Origin of the sequence: Colwellia sp. KU-HH00111, assembly GCF_040362745.1 — a bacterium.
Classification (GTDB): domain Bacteria; phylum Pseudomonadota; class Gammaproteobacteria; order Enterobacterales; family Alteromonadaceae; genus Colwellia.
This window is the reverse complement of the sequence record NZ_BAABWO010000002.1, coordinates 596,002-617,196: the sequence shown is the minus strand read 5'-3', so window position 1 is coordinate 617,196 and position 21,195 is coordinate 596,002. Positions and strand designations below refer to the sequence as shown.

The 21,195-nt window shown below is 39.2% G+C and carries 16 protein-coding genes; 12 read left to right on the top strand and 4 right to left on the bottom strand.

Annotated features, from left to right (window positions below; genetic code table 11):
• Positions 1–30 precede the first annotated feature (30 nt).
• The 4 genes from ABXG98_RS07015 to fusA all read left to right on the top strand — a co-directional run bounded on the left by ABXG98_RS07015 (position 31) and on the right by fusA (position 4,646).
• Positions 31–357, top strand: coding sequence for a PilZ domain-containing protein (locus tag ABXG98_RS07015; protein ID WP_353537975.1), 327 nt, complete (start codon positions 31–33; stop codon positions 355–357).
• A gap of 134 nt (positions 358–491) precedes the next feature.
• Positions 492–929, top strand: a complete 438-nt coding sequence (locus tag ABXG98_RS07010) for a DUF4339 domain-containing protein (protein ID WP_353537974.1) — start codon at positions 492–494, stop codon at positions 927–929.
• An 81-nt stretch (positions 930–1,010) separates the two neighbouring features.
• The gene (locus ABXG98_RS07005; RefSeq protein WP_353537973.1) at positions 1,011–2,321 is read left to right on the top strand and encodes a hypothetical protein; all 1,311 of its coding nucleotides are present in this window, start codon (positions 1,011–1,013) and stop codon (positions 2,319–2,321) included.
• 219 nt (positions 2,322–2,540) lie between these two features.
• Positions 2,541–4,646: an elongation factor G gene (gene fusA, locus ABXG98_RS07000; RefSeq protein WP_353537972.1), complete on the top strand. Its 2,106-nt coding sequence runs from the start codon at positions 2,541–2,543 to the stop codon at positions 4,644–4,646.
• Positions 4,647–4,825: 179 nt separating this feature from the next.
• Here fusA and ABXG98_RS06995 read toward each other — a convergent pair whose 3' ends face one another.
• The 3 genes from ABXG98_RS06995 to mpl all read right to left on the bottom strand — a co-directional run bounded on the left by ABXG98_RS06995 (position 4,826) and on the right by mpl (position 10,293).
• A complete protein-coding gene (locus ABXG98_RS06995; RefSeq protein ID WP_353538005.1) occupies positions 4,826–8,032 on the bottom strand; it encodes an amidohydrolase family protein in 3,207 nt (1,068 codons plus the stop codon).
• 196 nt (positions 8,033–8,228) lie between these two features.
• The gene (locus ABXG98_RS06990; RefSeq protein WP_353537971.1) at positions 8,229–8,888 is read right to left on the bottom strand and encodes a flavin prenyltransferase UbiX; all 660 of its coding nucleotides are present in this window, start codon (positions 8,886–8,888) and stop codon (positions 8,229–8,231) included.
• 10 nt (positions 8,889–8,898) lie between these two features.
• Positions 8,899–10,293 carry a UDP-N-acetylmuramate:L-alanyl-gamma-D-glutamyl-meso-diaminopimelate ligase gene (gene mpl / locus ABXG98_RS06985; protein ID WP_353537970.1) on the bottom strand — a complete coding sequence of 465 codons (1,395 nt, stop codon included), beginning with the start codon at positions 10,291–10,293 and terminating at the stop codon, positions 8,899–8,901.
• A 91-nt stretch (positions 10,294–10,384) separates the two neighbouring features.
• Here mpl and ABXG98_RS06980 point away from each other — a divergent pair, with 91 nt between their 5' ends.
• The 8 genes from ABXG98_RS06980 to ABXG98_RS06945 all read left to right on the top strand — a co-directional run bounded on the left by ABXG98_RS06980 (position 10,385) and on the right by ABXG98_RS06945 (position 20,614).
• A complete protein-coding gene (locus tag ABXG98_RS06980) occupies positions 10,385–11,605 on the top strand; it encodes a YcbX family protein (RefSeq protein ID WP_353537969.1) in 1,221 nt (406 codons plus the stop codon).
• Positions 11,606–12,013: 408 nt separating this feature from the next.
• Positions 12,014–13,231 carry an alginate export family protein gene (locus ABXG98_RS06975; protein ID WP_353537968.1) on the top strand — a complete coding sequence of 406 codons (1,218 nt, stop codon included), beginning with the start codon at positions 12,014–12,016 and terminating at the stop codon, positions 13,229–13,231.
• A gap of 182 nt (positions 13,232–13,413) precedes the next feature.
• Entirely contained in the window at positions 13,414–14,001 is a 588-nt protein-coding gene (locus ABXG98_RS06970) for an anthranilate synthase component II (protein WP_353537967.1), read from the top strand.
• Positions 14,002–14,151: 150 nt separating this feature from the next.
• Entirely contained in the window at positions 14,152–15,297 is a 1,146-nt protein-coding gene (locus ABXG98_RS06965) for an HDOD domain-containing protein (protein ID WP_353537966.1), read from the top strand.
• 494 nt (positions 15,298–15,791) lie between these two features.
• Positions 15,792–17,006, top strand: a complete 1,215-nt coding sequence (locus ABXG98_RS06960) for an aspartate aminotransferase family protein (protein WP_353537965.1) — start codon at positions 15,792–15,794, stop codon at positions 17,004–17,006.
• 84 nt (positions 17,007–17,090) lie between these two features.
• Positions 17,091–18,116: an arginine N-succinyltransferase gene (gene astA, locus ABXG98_RS06955; RefSeq protein WP_353537964.1), complete on the top strand. Its 1,026-nt coding sequence runs from the start codon at positions 17,091–17,093 to the stop codon at positions 18,114–18,116.
• Between the two features lie 25 nt (positions 18,117–18,141).
• Positions 18,142–19,611 carry a succinylglutamate-semialdehyde dehydrogenase gene (gene astD / locus ABXG98_RS06950; RefSeq protein ID WP_353537963.1) on the top strand — a complete coding sequence of 490 codons (1,470 nt, stop codon included), beginning with the start codon at positions 18,142–18,144 and terminating at the stop codon, positions 19,609–19,611.
• Between the two features lie 205 nt (positions 19,612–19,816).
• Positions 19,817–20,614, top strand: coding sequence for a DUF1338 domain-containing protein (locus tag ABXG98_RS06945; protein WP_353537962.1), 798 nt, complete (start codon positions 19,817–19,819; stop codon positions 20,612–20,614).
• Positions 20,615–20,673: 59 nt separating this feature from the next.
• Here the strand turns inward: ABXG98_RS06945 and ABXG98_RS06940 are convergent, their stop codons facing one another.
• Positions 20,674–21,195 carry a hypothetical protein gene (locus ABXG98_RS06940; RefSeq protein WP_353537961.1) on the bottom strand — a complete coding sequence of 174 codons (522 nt, stop codon included), beginning with the start codon at positions 21,193–21,195 and terminating at the stop codon, positions 20,674–20,676.

The window sequence follows — 21,195 nt, the reverse complement described above, 5'->3', positions numbered from 1 at the left end:
TGCAATAGTTCTCAGGATAATAAAGTAGAAATGGAAAGTATCTATTTAGAATACGAAAATGAAATGGATTTGTATGAGTCATATATGCCATTTTTTACTAAAGGTGGCTTATTTTTTCGTACAGACGAGCTTTATGATATGGATGTCGAATTAACCTTGTATGTAATGTTACCTGACTCATTAGAGTATACCAGTGTTAAAACTCAAGTGAGTTGGGTTACACCTTATGGTACTCAAAATGGCAATGACATGGGAGTTGGCGTAAGTTTTGTTGAAGATATCGAAAATGTTAATCAACAAATTGAAAGAACAATAGCAAGGCTTTTAGGTTCACATACACCAACCTTATCTATGTAATAGGCTATTATATAATAATTGTAATGTAAAAAGCACAATCTAAAGCGCGACTAAAATAAATATCAACCATGGAATTGACATATTTTATTACATGTAGATGTTAAGCAAATAATAGAGTAACTAGGGGTTAGATGATGAAAAAATGGTTATTTTCCGATAATGGAAAAATTACAGGTCCTTTCGAGTTAAATGAATCACGGACACTGATAAAAAAGAATCCTTCCTTATATGCTTGGAACCCGTCGCTTACTCACTGGGTACCGGTCAATCAAATTGAAGAATTCGAACTTACAGTTGATATTCCAAAGCCGCCGATTGCTGTTCCGTTAGATATGACAGAAAAATTTCTCAACGAAGAACGTGAGTTAATTGCTCAACTGGGAACTCTTGATGACAACATCACCTTGACCCATACTAAATTAAGTGAACTAAATAAAGATACTGAGCATTATCAAAATATAACCACTAAATTAAATAAAGAAGTTAAGACGGTTATTGACAATATTGAGAAGCAATATGCCGCGCTAGCACAAAGTCTTGCTGACGCTAGCCACACGTCAACTTCCGCTTAACATAGGTAAGTTCATTCGCTATGTTTACTACTAATAATATAACTATAAAGTTTTTAATTAACGCTATAAAAGGATGATGAGATGAATAAATGGTATTTTACTAAAAATAACACCATAACCGAACCCATGGATTTTGAGGCTGCCAAGAAATTTGTTGCGGCTAATCTCGACTCATATGGGTGGCAACAGTCATTCACACAATGGTTACCTGTTCATTGCATTAATGACTTTGCTGGCATTGTGCCAGAAGCCAAGCCATTACCCTTAGTTCCTCAAGGGGTTGTTGATGAATTTAATAGCAAATCAAAAAAAATTATTGATAATATTTCAAAAGTAAATAGTGATATCTCAAGTGGCGAAAAGCTTTTACAAGTGTTTGCCCAAGAGATCGATACCTATAAAAAAATGACAGTTAAATTAAGTCCAGAAGTACAAGCAAATATTAATAGTATTGAAGAGCATTATTTCGCCTTACAAAAGCAACTGCAAGATATAAAACAAACAACAAATACAACCGCCAACGAAGTCAGTCAAGTTGTCAGCAATTTTAATTTAAAAATCACCGACAAATCCGTTGCCTCAATTACTTCTGAGTTACAAAAAAACATAGCCAAACAAATCAATAAATCTGATGTGAAGCCTCAACCAGTCATTGAAGACGAAATAGATAAAGCGATCCGTGAAAAATTAAAAATTTCACCTCCTGATTTATCGAAAAAGCCTTCTGATGAAACTACCCCAGTAGAGTCTAACAAAACAGCTGACAGTGAATCTAAACCTGTTGAGTCTAAGGCTGAAGTATCAGCTGAGTCAAAATCATCTGAGTCTTCTAATCAAAAGGCGAGTGATGAAAAAATTGTTAATATTAGACCGCCTCGTCCAGCTGGTGCTAAAGTCATTAGTACTCGTTCTAATAGACCAGGACCTGGTGCGGGTGCACACTATGTAAACAACAACACAGCAACAGAAAGCAAAGACACAGAGAATAGTGCTAGCAAAGAGACAACAACGGCAACCGCTGCAACATCTAAAGATGCAAAGTCTAGCCCGAGTAAAGTGAAAATTATCGCGGGTATACCGGTAATAGATCACGCTGAAACAGCGCAAGATACAAAAACAACCGCCGCCAAATCAAAACAGAACAGCGCAGATAGTGACGCTGATAAAATTAAAGATAAAATAGGTGCAGGGGTAAAAAATATATTTAGCTCTATGTTTAATTCAGAGCCAACCTCACCTCCTATGTCTTCTGCAATAAAAGATATAGACAATAAAGACGATGACAAAACGGTAACCACCGAGCAACCCCAAAAGGTCGAAAAGGTCGAAGAAATCAAAGAGATCGAAAGCTATGAAGAGCCGATGAGACAAAAGCGTCGTCGTCGCAGATAGCCAATACCCTTGTTAATAATGATTGAATAAGACACTGTAGCTTTTGCTGCAGTGTCTTTTTTTTACTATTTATTTGTCATTCTTCTATCGATCTTAGTTCACTAATGTTATACTCGCGCGCAAATTTTCAACAAGTTCTGCTTTCTTATACTTATATATAGGTAATAGCTATATGGGTATAACAAAGCAAAATAGACATTAACTAAATAGAGTAAAGTAATGGCAGATTTATCCAAATACAGAAACATTGGTATATTCGCTCACGTTGATGCGGGTAAAACCACAACAACTGAACGTATCCTTAAATTAACTGGTCAGATCCACAAATCTGGTGAAACGCACGACGGTGAGTCAACTACTGACTTCATGGAACAAGAAGCTGAGCGCGGTATCACTATCCAGTCTGCTGCAGTAAGCTGTTTTTGGAGAGATCACCGTTTTAACGTTATCGATACTCCTGGACACGTTGATTTCACAGTTGAAGTTTATCGTTCACTTAAAGTACTTGATGGCGGTGTTGGTGTATTCTGTGGCTCTGGTGGTGTTGAACCACAATCAGAAACTAACTGGCGTTACGCTAACGACTCAGAAGTTGCCCGTATTATCTTTGTAAACAAGTTAGACCGTTTAGGTGCTAATTTCTACCGTGTTGTAGACCAAGTTAAAAACGTTTTAGGTGCTAATCCACTTGTTATGGTTTTACCAATTGGTGAAGAAGATGAGTTTACTGGTGTTGTAGACCTACTTACTCGCAAAGCATGGGTGTGGGATGAAACAGGCCTTCCTGAGAACTATGAAATCCAAGATGTACCTGCGGACATGGTTGACAAAGTTGAAGAATACCGCGAAATGCTTCTTGAAACTGCGCTTGAGCAAGATGATGATCTTTTCGAAGCATATTTAGAAGAAGGCACTGAGCCATCTATGGAAGATATCAAACGTTGTATCCGTAAAGGTACACGTACTATGGACTTCTTCCCTACTTACTGTGGTTCTGCGTTTAAAAACAAGGGTGTTCAAAATATTCTTGATGCTGTTGTTGATTACTTACCATCTCCTACTGAAGTTGATCCTCAGCCACTTACTGATGAAGAAGGTGAGCCAACGGGTAAATACGCAATCGTTTCTGCAGATGAAACATTCAAAGCGTTAGCATTTAAAATCACTGATGACCGTTTTGGTACCTTAACGTTCGTGCGTATCTATTCAGGTACATTGAAAAAAGGCGATACCATTCTTAATGCGGCCACAGGTAAAACTGAACGTGTTGGCCGTATGTGTGAAATGCAAGCCGATGATCGTAACGAACTAACTTCTGCACAAGCCGGTGATATCATCGCGATTGTTGGTATGAAGAGTAACGTTCAAACAGGTCACACATTATGTGATCCTAAAGACCCTATCATCCTAGAAGCTATGGTGTTCCCTAAACCAGTAATCTCTATCTCAGTTAAGCCTAAAGATAAAGGTTCTACAGAGAAAATGGGTATTGCTATTGGTAAAATGGTTGCTGAAGATCCGACGTTCCAAGTTGAAACTGATGAAGATTCAGGTGAAACAATTTTATCTGGTATGGGTGAACTTCACTTAGATATCAAAGTAGATATCTTAAAGCGTACCTACGGTGTTGAATTAGAAGTTGGTAAGCCACAAGTTGCCTACCGTGAAACAATTACTGCAGAGATTGAAGATTCTTACACTCATAAGAAACAATCTGGTGGTTCTGGTCAGTTCGGTAAAATTGATTACCGTATCAAGCCTGGTGAACCTGGTTCTGGTTTCGTATTCAGCTCTGTTGTTGTTGGTGGTAATGTTCCTAAAGAATTCTTCCCAGCAATCGAGAAAGGCTTTAAGGGTATGATGGATACTGGTGTTCTTGCTGGTTTCCCTGTACTAGATGTTGAAGTTGAATTATACGATGGTGGCTTCCATGCGGTTGATTCATCTGCCGTTGCATTTGAACTTGCTGCTCGTGGTGCTTTCCGTCAATCAATTCCTAAAGCTGGTGCTCAGTTAATTGAACCTATCATGAAAGTTGATGTGTTTACGCCTGATGATCACGTTGGTGATGTTATTGGTGATTTAAACCGTCGTCGTGGCATGATCGGTGGTCAAGATGCAGGTGTTTCTGGCGTTCGTATTAAAGCTGACGTACCTCTTTCAGAAATGTTCGGTTACATCGGATCATTACGTACAATGACATCGGGTCGTGGTCAATTCTCAATGGAATTCTCACATTACCTACCATGTCCAAATAACGTAGCTGAAGAAGTAATTGCTGAAGCAAAAGCGGCTAAAGCTGCTAAAGAAGCTGCTAGAAAATAATAATTATTAGCCTTAGCTAATAATTAACGTACAAAAAAAGGATGCTTCGGCATCCTTTTTTATTTGACTATTAAGGTCTTTCCCACTCAGCGTCAATCAAAATGGGTAAAAAAAGCACCGTGTTAACAAACGACAGTGCCTTTGAGTAAGCGAAGCTGAGGTGTACCAACTCAAATTAGCTAGTGCATTTCAAAATAGAACTTAGTACGCTTATTATCGTAATTACCTACTTCATTCATTGTTTCTGCGTTATATAATCGTCCATTAACCATAGTATAAGCAACTTTGTCACTCAAGCGTATGTCTTGACTAATATCGCCATCAATTACGATTAAATCCGCTAATTTTCCAACTTTAATAGAGCCAAGCTGATCATCTAACCCTAAGGTTTGTGCCGGAGAAATAGTGCCTGTTCGCAATGCTTGTAGTGGTGTCATACCACCTTGCGCCATCATCCACATTTCCCAGTGCATCGCTAAGCCTTCACGTTGTCCATGACCGCCAGCATTGACTTTAATGCCTAAGTCTTGCAACTCTTTAGCAACTTTCGCAACATTAAAGTGGTTATAATGACTTAATGGAGCTTTTGGTCTGCGCATTGCTCTTGGCTGTAAAAACTCACTGGGTACATATTTACTTAAACGTGGATGTAGCCAAACATCGGTAGTGTTATACCAATAGTTCTCTCCCCAAATGCCGCCATAAGCGACCACCAATGTCGGTGTATAAGCCATTTGAGATTGCGACCATAACTGTTTTACATCATCATAAACTTTAGCAACAGGAATAGAATGCTCTAACGTGGTATGGCCATCAACCACCATAGTTAAATTATGTTGTAATAAAGAGCCACCTTCAGGCACTACAAGCATATTTAACTCACGGGCCGCCTGTATAAACTGTTGGCGTTGGTTTCTACGCGGCTGGTTATAACTTTTAACACTAAATGCCCCTGCTTTTTGTAGACGCTCAACGTGAAACTTTGCATCCTCTAAACTATCAACATGCGCGGTATATCCTGCAGCATGAGCGCCATAAAGAATCTTACCAGTAGAGAATAAACGGGCAGCAACAATCTGTCCTGCTTTTTGCATTTCACTAGCAGCAAAAAATTCTGAGGTGTCATTTGATGGATCGTGAATACTGGTAACACCGAGTGCTAATCCTGCATAGTTTTTCCAGTTCTGTTGAGGAATAATTTGGTTATTACCTTGCGGGCCATGAGCATGGGCATCTATTAATCCCGGCATAATACTCTTACCCGTAATATCAATGACTTTGGCTGAAGAAGGTATATTGACTGTTGATCTACTACCAATAGCCTTAATGATATTCCCTTCAACTAACACCACGCCATTATCAATAACCTGATCATCTTCCATGGTAATCACTTTACCGCCAACAAACGCAACCAAGCCTGATGGTTTATCAACTTTCTTTTGGTAACCAAGGTAGGTTTTTATCACTTTCGATTCTGAGTTTTTATCAGTGTCGGTGGCAGTTTTTTCGGGAGCAATAGCAAAAAGATTTTCAATATTGGCTTGGTACAAATCAGCACCTAAACTCCAATACAGTTTGTTTGAATCACCGTGCCAGTTAATGCCTTGCCCTGCTCTAACAGAAAGTTGTTTAACAGGTAAATTTCCGCCTTTAGGGCCGATAGTAATAACGTCGCCACGCTCAATAAATGGTGTGACAAAAACGTTAAAACGTTCCGCAAAAGCTAAAAATTGGCCGTTGGGTGATACCCGATATTCAGTGGCAAACTTACCTTGGTAAATGATTCTATCCTCTTTACCATCTAAACTGACGTAGGCTAATTGCGGCTGTTTTGCGTCACGAACCACATAAATATTGTCATTACTTTGACCAAAATGTGCTTTTTGCCCTTGCGCTGTTATAAAGACTGGTTTGGCTCCTTTACGTTCACCTTTTGCTGAAACTGCATATATGCCAGGGTTAAGATCCCAAGTAGGCTTAGTAATATAGCCACCAGAAATTTTATGGTACACCACAGTTTTGCCATCAGGTGAGAAACTGGGTTCAATATATTTGCCCTTTTCTTTGAGTAAAGCCTTACTTTTACCACCACGGCTGGAAACTACACGAATTTGCCCTTGTTGTTGATCGTGCCAAGTAGCATAAACAATTTTTTTACCATCACGCGAAAAACTTGGGTTTAACTCAAAATGCTGATTCTGTTTGGTTAAGCGCTTTGCTTTACCTTTTGCCTTACCATCAACAATGCTGCGAGTATAAATATGACCCATGGATTCAAACACAACTTTTTTACCATCAGGGGAAATCTCAATATCTCTGAGCATGTTAGCGGTGAATTTATCTTGTGGAAGTTGCTGCTTGAACTGTAACGCATGCTGAATTTTTTTCGTGGTTTTAACATGAAAGTTAATCACTTGCGCTTCTTTGGACTCAATATCAAGGCGATTTATTTTGCCATCATCCCAAAAAATCAAATGCTCACTATCCGGTGTCCAAGCAATATTAGGATACACCCCGTGAATCGCCCAAGTTTCTTGGAGATCGCGCTCTAAATTTTCATAAATTTTTATTTCTTCGCCGCTTTTTAAGTCATACAAATATAAATTGGATGCAAAATCATCTCGACTGATAAACGCAATAAAGCGCCCATCTGGTGACGGTGTCGGCCGGATTGCGCCACCTTTACCACTAATAATGGTATCTATTTCTCCTGATGCCAATTCAAGGCGTTTGATTTTATAAATACCTTTAACAGAGTCTTTTGAATAATGAAAGGTTTTGCCAGGGGTTGCATCTTGAGAAAAATAGACATATTTTCCATCAGCAGAATATGCCGGTTCACCTAAGTCTTTTTGATCATTAGGCCGTTTAGTTAGCATAACGCCACTACCACCGGTTTTATGATAAAGCCAAACTTCCCCAGCGCCTAAAGAACGTAAGCTAGTATAGTGCTTTCTACCAATTAAATAATTACCATCGGGTGACCAGGCAGGGCTATTTAATAATCGAAATTGTTCATTTGAAACCGCTTTAGCATTGCCTCCATCACGATCCATAATCCATAAATTATCACCGCCATCTTGATCTGAAGTAAAAGCAATATGTTTACCGTCAGGGCTAAAGCGTGGTTGCATTTGCCAAGCAATATCAGTCATTAAAGGTTTCGCTTCTCCGCCATCAATATCCATAAGATAAATATCGCCGAGAAAGTCAAAAACCAATGTGTTGCCATCAGGGCTAACATCAACGCTCATCCATGTGCCCGATGTAACGTCAATATTGACTTCTTTAAATACCCCTTGAGGGGCGTTCACTGACCATGTAGGCTCTTTTTCAGGTGCGGCTTTAGTGTCTGCCGCTTGGCTTTGCATTGCTGCAGGCAGCATAACACTAGCAATTAGTAATGAAATTACTTTTGCTTTTTTTATTGATTGGAACATATCTCAGTACCTTCAGTAGATTAATTACAATTTATACAAACATATATAATGTAATGTAATTTCTATACTACTAAAACACAAAGGCACAAAAAAATAACCATTATACGACAGCTAACACTATATCAACGATGAAATACCAATGCTAAATCTGATAACCCCAGCGTGGCATAATTTTCTGTGCTATCCCTAAATGATCTAATACACGCCCTACCATAAAATCGACCAAATCATTAATTGCTTGTGGCTGATGATAGAAACCTGGCGCTGCAGGCATTATTGTTACGCCTTGCTGAGACAAACTCAGCATGTTGGTTAAATGAATCGTTGAAAGGGGGGTTTCTCGAACCATTAAGATAAGCTGACCACGCTCTTTGATAACGACATCGGCAGCACGTTCTATTAAATTATCGCTCATGCCTTGGCTGATAGCAGCGAGAGTTCCGGTTGAACAGGGGCAAATGACCATTTGCTTTGGCGCGGCCGAACCAGAGGCAACGGGAGAAAACCATTGCTCTTTACCAAACACTTTTATTTGCTCTACTTTGCTGTTAAATCTCTCAGTTAATAAAGCACTAGCCGCATCTGGCGATGCAGGTAATTTAAAATTTAGCTCAGTATCCAACACCACACGCCCTGCGCTAGAACACAGCAGGTAAACTTGGTAATCAGCGGCGATTAAACACTCGATTAATCGCAAAGCATAGCCTGCGCCAGAAGCTCCGGTGATAGCTACAGTAATTTTTTTACTAAAGCCTTCTAAGTTATTATTTTCAGTACTAGAATTTGCTATTGTATTAGCCATTATGTTCAACTTATAAATTACTATATTTGCTGGTTAGCGCGGTTAATAGTTTATGATGAATATTTCCAAAGCCACCATTACTCATCACCACTATAGTATCATTGGCTTGGCTGTGCTCGATAATTTTCACCACTAACTCATCAACAGTTTTTTCAACAAAACAAGGTTGCTGACATTGATTCTTTAGCGCGTCAACCGACCACTTAATATGCTCATCTTGATAAACAAACACCTGATCAGCTTGCGCTAGTGATAAGGGTAACGACGCTTTATGCACGCCTGATTTCATCGTGTTTGAACGCGGCTCTAATACCGCTAAAACTCGACCCGGTGTATCACTGGTGTCAACTTGCGTCCTAACACCCGCCAGTGTTTTAGCGATAGCCGTGGGATGATGGGCAAAATCATCATAAACGCGGATATGGTTGACTTCGCCTTTAAGCTCAAAACGACGTTTAGTATTAATAAATGAAGCTAAAGCTTCAATAGCAATATGGCTAGGCACACCAGCATGACGGGCTGCGGCTATAGCCATTAAGCCATTATCAATATTAAAGTCACCAATAAGTGACCAGTTAACCTGCCCCTGTAGCACCCCATTAAACAATACTTCAAATTCACTACCATCAGCAACAAGCTTTTTCGCCTGCCAGCCTTGCTGACAAAGGCTGTGCTCAGTAGGCGTCCAACAGCCCATTACTAAGGTCTGATTTATCGCGACCTCATTGTGCGGAGACAAGATCAGACCATTGCTAGGTACCATACGAATAAGGTGATGAAATTGACGTTGAATATCTGATAAATCATCAAAGATGTCACCATGATCAAATTCCAAGTTATTAATGACTAAAGTTCTAGGGCGATAATGAACAAACTTGGAACGTTTATCAAAAAAAGCCGTGTCATATTCATCGGCTTCAATCACAAAAAAGGGGGCATTACCTAGCCGAGCTGAACAGTCAAAATTTTGTGGTACACCACCAATTAAAAACCCCGGCGTTAATTGTGCATAGTCTAAAATCCAAGTAAGCATACTACTGGTGGTAGTTTTGCCATGGGTACCGGCAACGGCTAGTACCCAACGGTCTTTTAAAACATTTTCTAATAGCCATTGTGGACCTGAAATATACGGAATATTTCGATCAAGCATATATTCTACCATGATATTCCCTCGGGTCATGGCATTGCCTACAATCACTAAGTCAGGCTCATCATCAAAGTGAGCGGTGTGATAACCCTGCTTTAATTCAATACCAAGCTGTTCTAGTTGGGTGCTCATCGGTGGGTACACCTGAGCATCACAACCGGTCACACGAAAACCAAGCTCTTTTGCTAGGGCAGCTATTCCTCCCATAAAGGTGCCGCAAATACCGAGAATATGTAAATGTTGAATTTTATTTGTCATGAGTAAGGAAAAAGACTGAAATTAGATGAAAAATTATGGTGGTTAATATACCTTAGACTCTCTGGATAAGTAAAAAAGTATTGGATAAAAGATGTCAGTAACCACAGTAAGCAGTCTTCATATATACCCCATTAAATCAACGCAGGGCATTCGCTTGCTGCAGACTGATGTAGAGCCTAGAGGCTTAGCCTTTGATCGACGCTTTGTTATAGCCGATCTTTCAGGGCAATTTATCACCGCGAGAGTAGAGCCAACTTTATGCATAGTGCAAACAAGGTTAACCGAGCAAGGCCTAATACTATCAGCGCCGAATATGCCAACCTTAACACTCAATTATGACGAATTTAGTGAACACTATCAAAACGTCACAGTATGGGGCGATGAAATATCAGGACAAAGTTGCACTGAAGCAGCCAATGCTTGGTTTAGTGAATACTTAAAACGCCCGTGTCAGTTACTGTTTTTTGGTCAAAAGTCGTTGCGAGAAAAAAAGGCATCGAGCAAGATCTCACGACAGCTCGCTTTTGCTGATGGTTATCCGTTGCTATTAATCTCTCAAGCATCATTAGACTCACTTAACCATCGTCTTGCCAACAATCAACAGCCAGCCGTACTCATGTCACAATTTCGCCCAAACATAGTGGTAGATAACTGCCTACCCTTTGCTGAGGACGGTTGGTTGCATATTCGTATTGGCGAAGTTGAATTTATGGTAAGCAAGCCTTGCGAGCGTTGTATATTGACCACGGTTAATCCAAATACAGGTGAAAAGCATTTTCAACAGCAACCTTTACATACACTTAAATCATTTCGAAAAACCAGTGATGGTGAAATACTCTTTGGCCAAAACTTGATACCACTTAATAGTGGTCAGATAAAAGTGGGAGATAAATTAACCGTTATAAGCCAGCAAGAACCGCCAACCTTTGCTGTTGAACAAACCAACGTACAACATCAAGCGGATAATTTAAAAAAAGAAAAAACAATAACGGCTTTTGCAAACAATAACGCATCAACCACTAAAACCTCTCGAAAAAAGGCAACTGTGCATTTTGACAAATGGCAAAAAGATTATGCAATTCCTGATGTCAAGAATAACCCAAAAACCTTACTAGAAAATGGTGAAGATGCCGGGTTAATACTGCCATACTCTTGTCGGGCAGGTATGTGTGGTCGGTGTAAAGCAAAGCTTATCAGTGGTGAAGTACATCAAACAACCAGTGATGGTTTGACTGCACAAGAAGTTCAACAAGGCTATATTTTATGTTGCTCGGCTACTGCCAAGAGTGATGTGGTAATTAAGCATGAATAATCTTCACTAGTATTTTGCAGTAATCAACATACAGCATTTGCCTTACGAGCTTTTTGATAGCGCAATATTTTTACCTGAGTATTGCGGTTCTAAGCAAAAAACAGTGCGTTCCCCAAAAGAAACCTCAACCTCACCGTGCTATTTCTACAATTGTCACCCTTGGTAATTATATTTCATTTTCGTAAACCACATAACAAAAATATATCGATAATTTAGACTAAAGTCGATAAATCTTGACGTAAATCAACATATAGTTTCTCTAGTAGAAGTTAGCTTGAGACGTTGATATAAATCAACTTTTAAAATCTGACAGGGTGTGAGAATTAGCTCATTAGAGTACATATAATCATAAAAACAAAGGTACTAACGTTTTTCTTAAATTATAAAACTTAACACTGGAACATTACTATGAAAGCAAAAAATATGAATAAAACTAATTTCGCCCTCTCCCTAGTTACTGCTGCTATCTTATCCGCTCCTTCAGCTTTTGCCGCTGATTCAGACTTGGCATCTGCAATCACTGATGGCACATTATCAGCGAACTTAAATTTACGTTATGAAGCCGTAGATCAAGATAACGCGTTAAAAAATGCTGATGCATTAACATTACGTACTCGGATAAACTACACGACCGGTATGTTCAAAGGATTTTCTGCGGCTGTTGAACTTGAAAACTCAACCTCGTTAGTTGATGACTACAACGATGCAACCGGAGAAGGAGCAGGTTACTCTGTAATTGCCGATCCTGATCACACAGAACTTGATCAAGCCTATATTGCCTATAAAGAAGGTAAGTTAACCGGTAAATTGGGTCGTCAAGTAATCACTATGGATAACCATCGTTTTGTTGGCCATGTCGGCTGGCGTCAAGATAGACAAACCTTTGATGCATTAACCTTAGGCTATCAGTTAAATGAAGCCACCAAAGTTTCTTATGCTTATCTAGCAAAGCGCAATCGTATTTTTTCTGATGAAAAAGACGTGGATGCAAAAGATCATTTGCTAAATATTTCACACAAAACTAAAGCGGGTACCATCACGGGTTATGCGTACTTATTAGAAGAAGATAAAACTGGTGGTGCAGAAATTAATACCTTAGGTGTTCGTTATGCTGGTGCCACTACCATAAAAGAAAACAAAGTGACCTATTCAGCTGAATTTGCTCGCCAAGATAACGATACTGCTGATAAGTCGGCAAACTACTTTGCCGTAGAAGCAGGTACATCTATTAAGAAGATCAATGTTAAAGTGGGTTATGAACTACTCGGCTCAGATGATGGTGAATATGGTTTTGCAACGCCATTAGCAACATTGCATAAATTTAATGGTTGGGCTGATCAGTTTTTAGGTACACCAGCCCAAGGTTTGCAAGATATTTATGTTTCTGTTGGCGGTAAACTTGCTGGTGGTTCATGGAAAATAGTTGCTCATGACTTCGCCGCTGATGATTCAACCAATGCAATTGATGATTTAGGCTCAGAAATTGATGTGGTTTATGCAAAAGCAATCAACAAAACCTTCAAAGCAGGTATCAAATATGCAGCATACAATGCCAGCGATTACAATGACGACCTAGTTAAAGTAGATGCTGACAAGTTATGGGTATGGTTAGAAGCAAAATTCTAACCGGATAATACGCTTATAAACATTAAGTTACTCATTTTGGGTCAAACGAAAGTTTGACCCTTTTTTTATTATCAAAAAAAGCACCAACAGAAACGGGTATTAGCAAATAAGAAAATAATGCGTGAATTGTTATTTGCCAACGATTAGAATAGCCGCGGTTTTCATGGTTAGGCTTACCCATAGTGTTATTAATGATCGACAATTACGACTCATTTACCTTTAATTTAGTGCACTACTTTCAAGCACTAGGACAAGAGGTGGCTGTTTTTCGTCATGATGAGATTACCCTTGCGCAAATAACAGCGTTGCAACCAGAGTACTTAGTGATTTCTCCCGGCCCCTGCGATCCTGACAGCGCAGGTATCTCGCTCGAGGTAGTTGAACATTTTGCCGGCAAAATACCATTACTTGGTGTCTGTCTCGGCCATCAATGCATCGCCCAACATTTTGGTGCTAAAATAATAAAAGCTAAACAATTAATGCACGGTAAAACCAGTCAAATTACCCATAACGGCTCAGGCCTATTTCAACAACTTAACCTTCCATTGCAAGTAACTCGATACCATTCATTAATTGTTGATAAAAACAGCCTCAGTGATGATTTTATTGTCAGTGCTTGGAGCTTAGATGAGCAGGGAAATCATGATGAAATTATGGCTTTACAGCACAAGACATTAGCACTTTGCAGCGTACAATTTCATCCAGAATCGGTGTTAACTGAACAAGGTCACGCATTGCTAAAGAATTTTCTTGCAATGTCCTCCTCTTAACACAGAATAAAAAAAATAAGAAATACGCGTTTATCGCATTAATGCTTTGATAACCTAGACCGATAACCTTAGAATAAGCCTTTTGCTTTATACGTTATAAATATACTCAAACCATTATAATCAATGTGTTGTGAGAGATAATCAAATCCTATGCAATTTTTTAACAGTAACGACTCCATCTCTGCCATTCGCCAACAAGCAATCAGCTTATCTATTAGTAAAGATTTTGCTGAGAAAAGCCGTGGTAAAGTCGATATTGTGACCTTTCAAGGAAGTGAACAAGAAAATCGTCGTCGACAATTATTGTCCGTTGAAGTAAAAGCCCAACAAGCAAAAATAGTTGCGGCGCATGGAGAAGAGCATTTTCGCCAACAAGTAATGGCAACCTTTTTTGCCCAAGTAAATAAGCAAGTGAATGAACAATTTGATAACAAAGCTTATTTATATAACAAGGTACTGAATATAGAAGAGGAAGCTCCCACTATTTTAGAGCTACTAGCATTGCGGGCAACTTCAATAAACAAAATAAAACCTTTAGCAACTTCATTGCCATGGTTAGCAACTGACTTAATTAGTTTAGTCAATAAACCTCAATACCGAAAGCGTGCAGATGTTCAAGTGAGTGATGCTAAACTAGCGCTAAGCTATATCGGCCTAGATAACTTAAAACTGGTAATGCCCACCTTTATTCTTAAACATTGGTTACCAAACAGCACCGCGCCGTTTAGTATGATGAAGCGTAAGCTTTGGAATGACAGCTTATCAATAGCATTAGCCTCGCAAGCACTAGCCGAGCACACAGGAATTAATGGTTATGCTGCGTTTGCAACTGGCATGCTGTCAAATATTGGCAAATTAGCCATAACTCGCTGTTTTTTAAGTACCTATAACAAAATGTATAAGCAAGAGTTAACGGATGCGTTTAACGCTAAAGATAAGCGTTTACATAATATTTTAACAAAAATAGAAAGCTCGCCTGAGTTGCTGCTTGAACAGTTAACTTTGCGTAGTAGTCAACTTTCAGCTGAACTTATTGAATTGATGAATTTTGATCGCTTACCTATTACTGAAGCCATGTTTGACTTAGCGTATACTGAATCATTAGACAAAATGTCACCTTTAGCGCAAATAGTAACTAAAGCTAAGGTTTATGTTGATTATCGTAGCCTTGCCAAAGCCAAATTGATCACAGAGCACGAAACGCTAGCATTATTTCAAGCGGCAAAATTAACAAAAGCTGAGATTTCCTTACTCAAAAAAAGTGATATCGACCATATAAAGTTAAAATTCAACTAGCTTTTAGCAATTTTGATGAATTTTTTTTTGATTATTTATGAAAAGCATCATTAGTGCATTTTTTTTCAACTAGCTCACTACTGTATACCAATGTCTCTTTTTGGTTTTTTTTACCTAGCAATAAATATTCAGTTAATTTGAATAAAACTCCTCAACCCTTTATTTTTAAAAGCCTGCAGCACTTTCAGGCAAGACAATCCGGCTTTTTCCTGTCATAATCATCTTCTATTATTTAAGCACTGACTGAAATAATACCAGTTTCATTAATTAGGTGATCTATTTTATACGCAGGAAAAACAGCGAAATACAAGGCATTTATTTTAATAACTAGTTGTTCTAATTGTTAAATAAATAACGCCGTAGTTGGTTGTTTTAACCAGTAGAAATGATCACATAGTTAGTGAGATTGGTATAAATAGCATAAATAGATATTTTACATATACTCAGTCAGTGTGAGCAATATACATAAGCCAGTCAATTTTGAGGAATTATAAATGTCAGAACAATTTTCTGTAAATCGCGAGTTATTTGATGAAGTCATGGTGCCTAACTACGCACCTTCAGCTGTTATTCCAGTTCGTGGCCAAGGCTCTCGAGTATGGGATCAACAAAACAATGAGTATGTCGATTTTGCTGGTGGTATTGCCGTAAATTGTTTAGGTCATTGCCATCCGGCACTTGTAGGCGCATTAAAAGACCAAGGTGAAAAAATTTGGCATTTATCAAATGTAATGACCAACGAACCAGCTTTGCGTTTAGCGAAAAAATTAGTCGATAATACTTTTGCAGAAAAGGTATATTTTGCAAATTCCGGTGCTGAAGCAAACGAAAGTGCGTTAAAGCTGGCTCGTCGTTGGGCGCTAAATGAATTTGGTGAGCAAAAAACACAAATCATCGCCTTTAAGCAAGGTTTTCACGGTCGTACCTTCTTTACCGTCACTGTGGGTGGTCAAGAAGCGTACTCTGCAGGTTTTGGCCCAAGACCTGCCGACATTGTGCATGCTGAATATAATAACCTAGACAGCGTTAAAGCCTTAATTTCAGATAAAACCTGCGCTATTATGATTGAACCTCTACAAGGCGAAGGTGGTATCGTCTCACCAACGCCTGAATTTATTCAGGGGGTTCGCGAATTATGTGATGAACACAACGCATTATTGATCTTTGATGAAGTGCAAACAGGTGCAGGTCGATTAGGAGCTTTATATGCCTATATGGATCTGGGTGTTACGCCAGATATTTTAACCTCTGCTAAAGGACTCGGTGGCGGTATCCCTATTGGTGCAATGCTAACGACTACTGACATCGCCAAGCATTTAGTTATTGGTACGCATGGCAGTACCTATGGAGGCAACCCGCTAGCTTGTGCTGTAGCAGAAGCAGTGATGGATATCATTACTGATGACACAGTATTAGCGGCTGTTAAAACTAAATCTCAACAATACATTGATGGCTTAAATGCCATTAATGCTAAGTATGACGTATTTAAAGAAATTCGTGGTAAAGGTTTACTACTTGGTGCGGTATTAAATGATAAATACCAAGGTAGAGCAAAAGACTTCTTAGTAGCAGCCATGGCTGAAGGTGTTATGACCTTAGTTGCCGGTGCTAATATTATTCGTTTTGCCCCCTCACTTATCATCCCTGAAGAAGATATTACTGAAGGTTTAGCACGCTTTGAGAAAGCTGTCGCTAAAATTGTGTCTTAATTAAAACGCACAATAGCATTGCCTTATTAATATGTGAACATTCACAAGTTAATAAGGCTGTATTCTAATCTTCGAGAGCTATTTATGATTATCATCCGCCCTATTAAAACAACTGATTATGACGATTTATATCGCATTGCAATTGAATCAGGCCATGGCTTTACGTCACTGCCGGTGAATGAAGATATTTTAAAAAAACGCATTGATCATTCACAAACATCGTTTAATAGTCAAGTCAGTGAACCTGGCAATCAAGGCTACCTGTTTGTGATGGAAGATACCCAAACGGGGCAAGTAGTTGGCACTTCAGGTATTGAAGCTGCTGTTGGCTTAGATAATTCTTTTTATCATTATCATTTAGGCAAGGTTGTTCATAGTTCACGAGAATTAGATATTCACAATACCGTTGAAACACTTTCGCTTTGTAATGATTACACTGGCGCAACTGAAATATGCACGCTATTTTTACAAGAGAGCCATCGCAAAGATGGTAATGGCCGATTCTTGTCGCGTTGTCGATTCTTATTTATCGCTGAGCATACCGAGCGATTTTCAGAGTGTGTTATTGCTGAAATGCGCGGTGTGAGTGATGAAAACGGTCAATCACCTTTTTATGATTGGCTTGAAGAACACTTCTTATCTATTGAATTTACCAAAGCTGATTATTTAACCGGCATTGGTAATAAAGATTTCATCGCTGAATTAATGCCTAAATACCCGGTTTATGTCAGCCTATTAACAAAAGAAGCACAGCAAGTCATCAATAAAGTCCACAAAAATACCGTGCCTGCTTTGCGCTTGCTAACCGCTGAAGGTTTTTCACGCCGTGGTTATGTTGATATTTTTGATGCAGGACCAACTGTTGAAGCAGATCGTAATCAAATAAGAGCCGTTCGCGAAAGTAGTAAGTATCAAGTATTAATTGATGATTCTTGTGGCAACGAAAACAGCGAAAAATACATTGTCTGCAATACAAAAGTAGCAGATTTTAGAGCAACACAAGTTAAATTATCACCCAGAGAAACCGCTAACCAAGTGGTACTTACAAGCGATGTTGCCCAAGCATTACAGGTAGAGCAAGGCGACTGGGTTCGTCTGCTAAGCAATTAATAGCCTAACAAATAGGAATAAATATATGTCTGATGTTCAATTAATTAATGGTCAATGGCAAGCCGGATTAGGGCACGAGATTGTTTCACTAAATCCTGCTCGCAACGAAGTTATCTGGCAAGGAAAAACGGCGTCTCCTGAGCAAGTAGAGCAGGCGATTAGCAGTGCACGAACTGCCTTTGAATCTTGGTCAACTCGTAGCTTTGATGAGCGCGTTAGTATTGTCAGCAAATATGCCGAATTACTGGGCGAAAATAAAGAGGCACTCGCTAACACTATTGCCTTAGAAACAGGAAAACCTCGCTGGGAAACCTTAGGCGAAGTTGGTGCTATGATTGGGAAAATAAATATATCCCTTAATGCTTATAAAGAACGAACGGGTACTGTAGAAAACCCAATGCCCGGTGCAAAAGCTTTTATTCGCCACAAACCTCATGGTGTTGTGGCGGTTTTTGGCCCATATAATTTCCCTGGACATTTACCCAATGGACATATAGTTCCAGCACTTATCGCCGGCAATACCATTGTATTTAAACCCAGTGAATTAACGCCTAAAGTTGCACAAGAAATGTTAAAAATTTGGCAAGCTGCTGGCCTACCAGACGGCGTTATCAATCTTGTTCAAGGTGAAATAGAAACCGGTAAAGCCTTAGCAGGCAGCAAAATGATCGATGGTCTATTTTTCACAGGTAGCTCAGCAACAGGGCATTTATTGCATCAACAATTTGCAGGCCAACCGGGTAAAATTTTAGCGCTTGAAATGGGTGGTAACAACCCGCTGATCGTTAAAGATGTTAGCGACATTAATGCCGTTGTCCACGACATTATTCAATCTGCCTTTGTGACTACCGGTCAACGTTGTACTTGTGCTCGTCGCTTATTCATCGAAGAAGGCGAACAAGGCGATCGCATTATTGCCAAATTAATTGAAGCAACCAAAGCGCTCACAATTGGCTATTATGATGATGAACAACAACCCTTCTTAGGCGCGATGATCTCTGAAAAAGCAGCGTTAGGCTTAGTGGCTGCACAGCAAAAATTACTCGATTTAGGGGCAAGTTCACTACTTGAATTAAAGCACTTAGAGGCAAATACAGGCTTTGTTTCTCCAGGCATTGTTGATGTCACTAATATTGTCGCTAAAGTACCTGATGAAGAATACTTTGGTCCTTTATTAAAAGTATATCGTTATAGCGATTTTGATGAAGCCATTAATGAAGGTAACAATACTGGCTTTGGCTTGTCTGCTGGTCTATTGAGTGATAGTGAAGATCTGTACAACCACTTTTTTACTCGCATTCGTGCAGGTATTGTTAACTGGAACAAACCCATTACGGGTGCAAGCAGCGCCGCACCTTTTGGTGGTATTGGGGCTAGTGGTAACCACAGAGCCAGCGCATTTTATGCGGCTGATTACTGTGCTTATCCAATTGCCTCAGTTGAAGCAGAAAAAGTTAGCTTACCCGCTACTTTAAGCCCAGGTATCACACTGTAACTATGCTCCTTAAACACACGCATACTTTAGTAAACAAAAGAGCAGCGGGCTTACGCCCCTGCTTCTTTAAGAATATCGATCAAATATAGTTTTTGGTGGTAGCGTTTGTTGTCACCCAAATATCCCCTTGGAAAATTTTAGCCTTCACTCTCTACCGCCCTCTTTTGAAGTTTTTTACCTCTACTTATAATCCAAAGGATATATCATGACAGCACAAGTCTCTCATCTTTTTAATAATATTTGGCAACAATATTTAGCCGTAACCCCATCAGCTAATGAAATTCACCAACTTTTAGGCGACGGCGCAGATGTGATCAATGATCACGTAGCTTATCGAACCTTTAACCTCGATAAGGTCAATTTAACTAAGCTTGCAAGTCAGCTATTAGCAGTTGGCTACACTGAATGTGGGGAGTATGATTTTCCTGAAAAAAAACTCACCGCTAAGCATTTTGAGCACAGCGATAGCACCTTACCTAAGGTATTTATCAGTGAACTACGTGTCGAGGAATTTCCAGCTGATGTCCAAGCTATAATCCATGGTTTAGTTAAACAACTGCCTGATAATATTAGCGAGCAAGCAAACTTTCTTTATTCTGGACGAACTTGGCAAGTTAGCAGCAATGAATATAAAACCTTACTAAAGGCAAGTGAGTATGCTGCTTGGTTGGCTGCTTGGGGCTATAGAGCAAACCACTTTACCGTAAGCATTAACCATTTAAATAAGTTCGATGAGATCACTGAGGTTAACGCGACCTTAAAAAAATCTGGTTATCATTTAAATACCGCTGGTGGTGAAATTAAAGGTAATTTAGCGGTTATGCTAGAGCAATCATCAACTCTCGCTGATAATGCTAAGGTTGAATTTAGCGATAAAACCATGGAAATTCCAAGCTGTTTCTATGAATTCGCTAAGCGCTACCCACAAGAAAACGGTGAGCTTTATAGTGGGTTTGTTGCAGCTTCTGCTGATAAAATATTTGAAAGTACCCATGCTGCATAAATGGGATTAACACTTAAGCCAGTATTGCCTTTGGTACTGGCTTTCTTATCTCGCAAACACTAGTAGTGAGCGGCATCACTCTTTTTGCCTTGATAACTTATTTCTAACTCAACAATAGAAATAGACTCATTTAATAATAATTCATGATAAATACTCATTAAGTCATCTGTTTTTGTTGGGATTACTCTAAAGGTATCTTTCGCTATTTTGGTTTTGCGTTTAAAAGATAAATTCGGTATTTTTCCTGGCTTTGCTACGACTACAAATGCACCAGTAACGGTGCCATATTCTGACATATGAATGCTTCGCACCCTGCTACCCTTGCGAAGATTTCCTCCTTCGACAATAAATTTATCACCATTTACCGAGATAGTCGTTTTACCCGATAAATTCGGTTTTATCACATTGTGTTTTGTAGCTTTTATTGCTATCGGTTTACTTGGACTATTATCCTTAACAGGTGTTTGCACCTGTTGCTGACGATTGTTGTTTTCTGATACGTTGTCAGGCTCAGATTGCGAACATGAAACAACAGTAGCAACCATACAAAACCCTATAAGTAGCCTATGTTTATTGTTCAT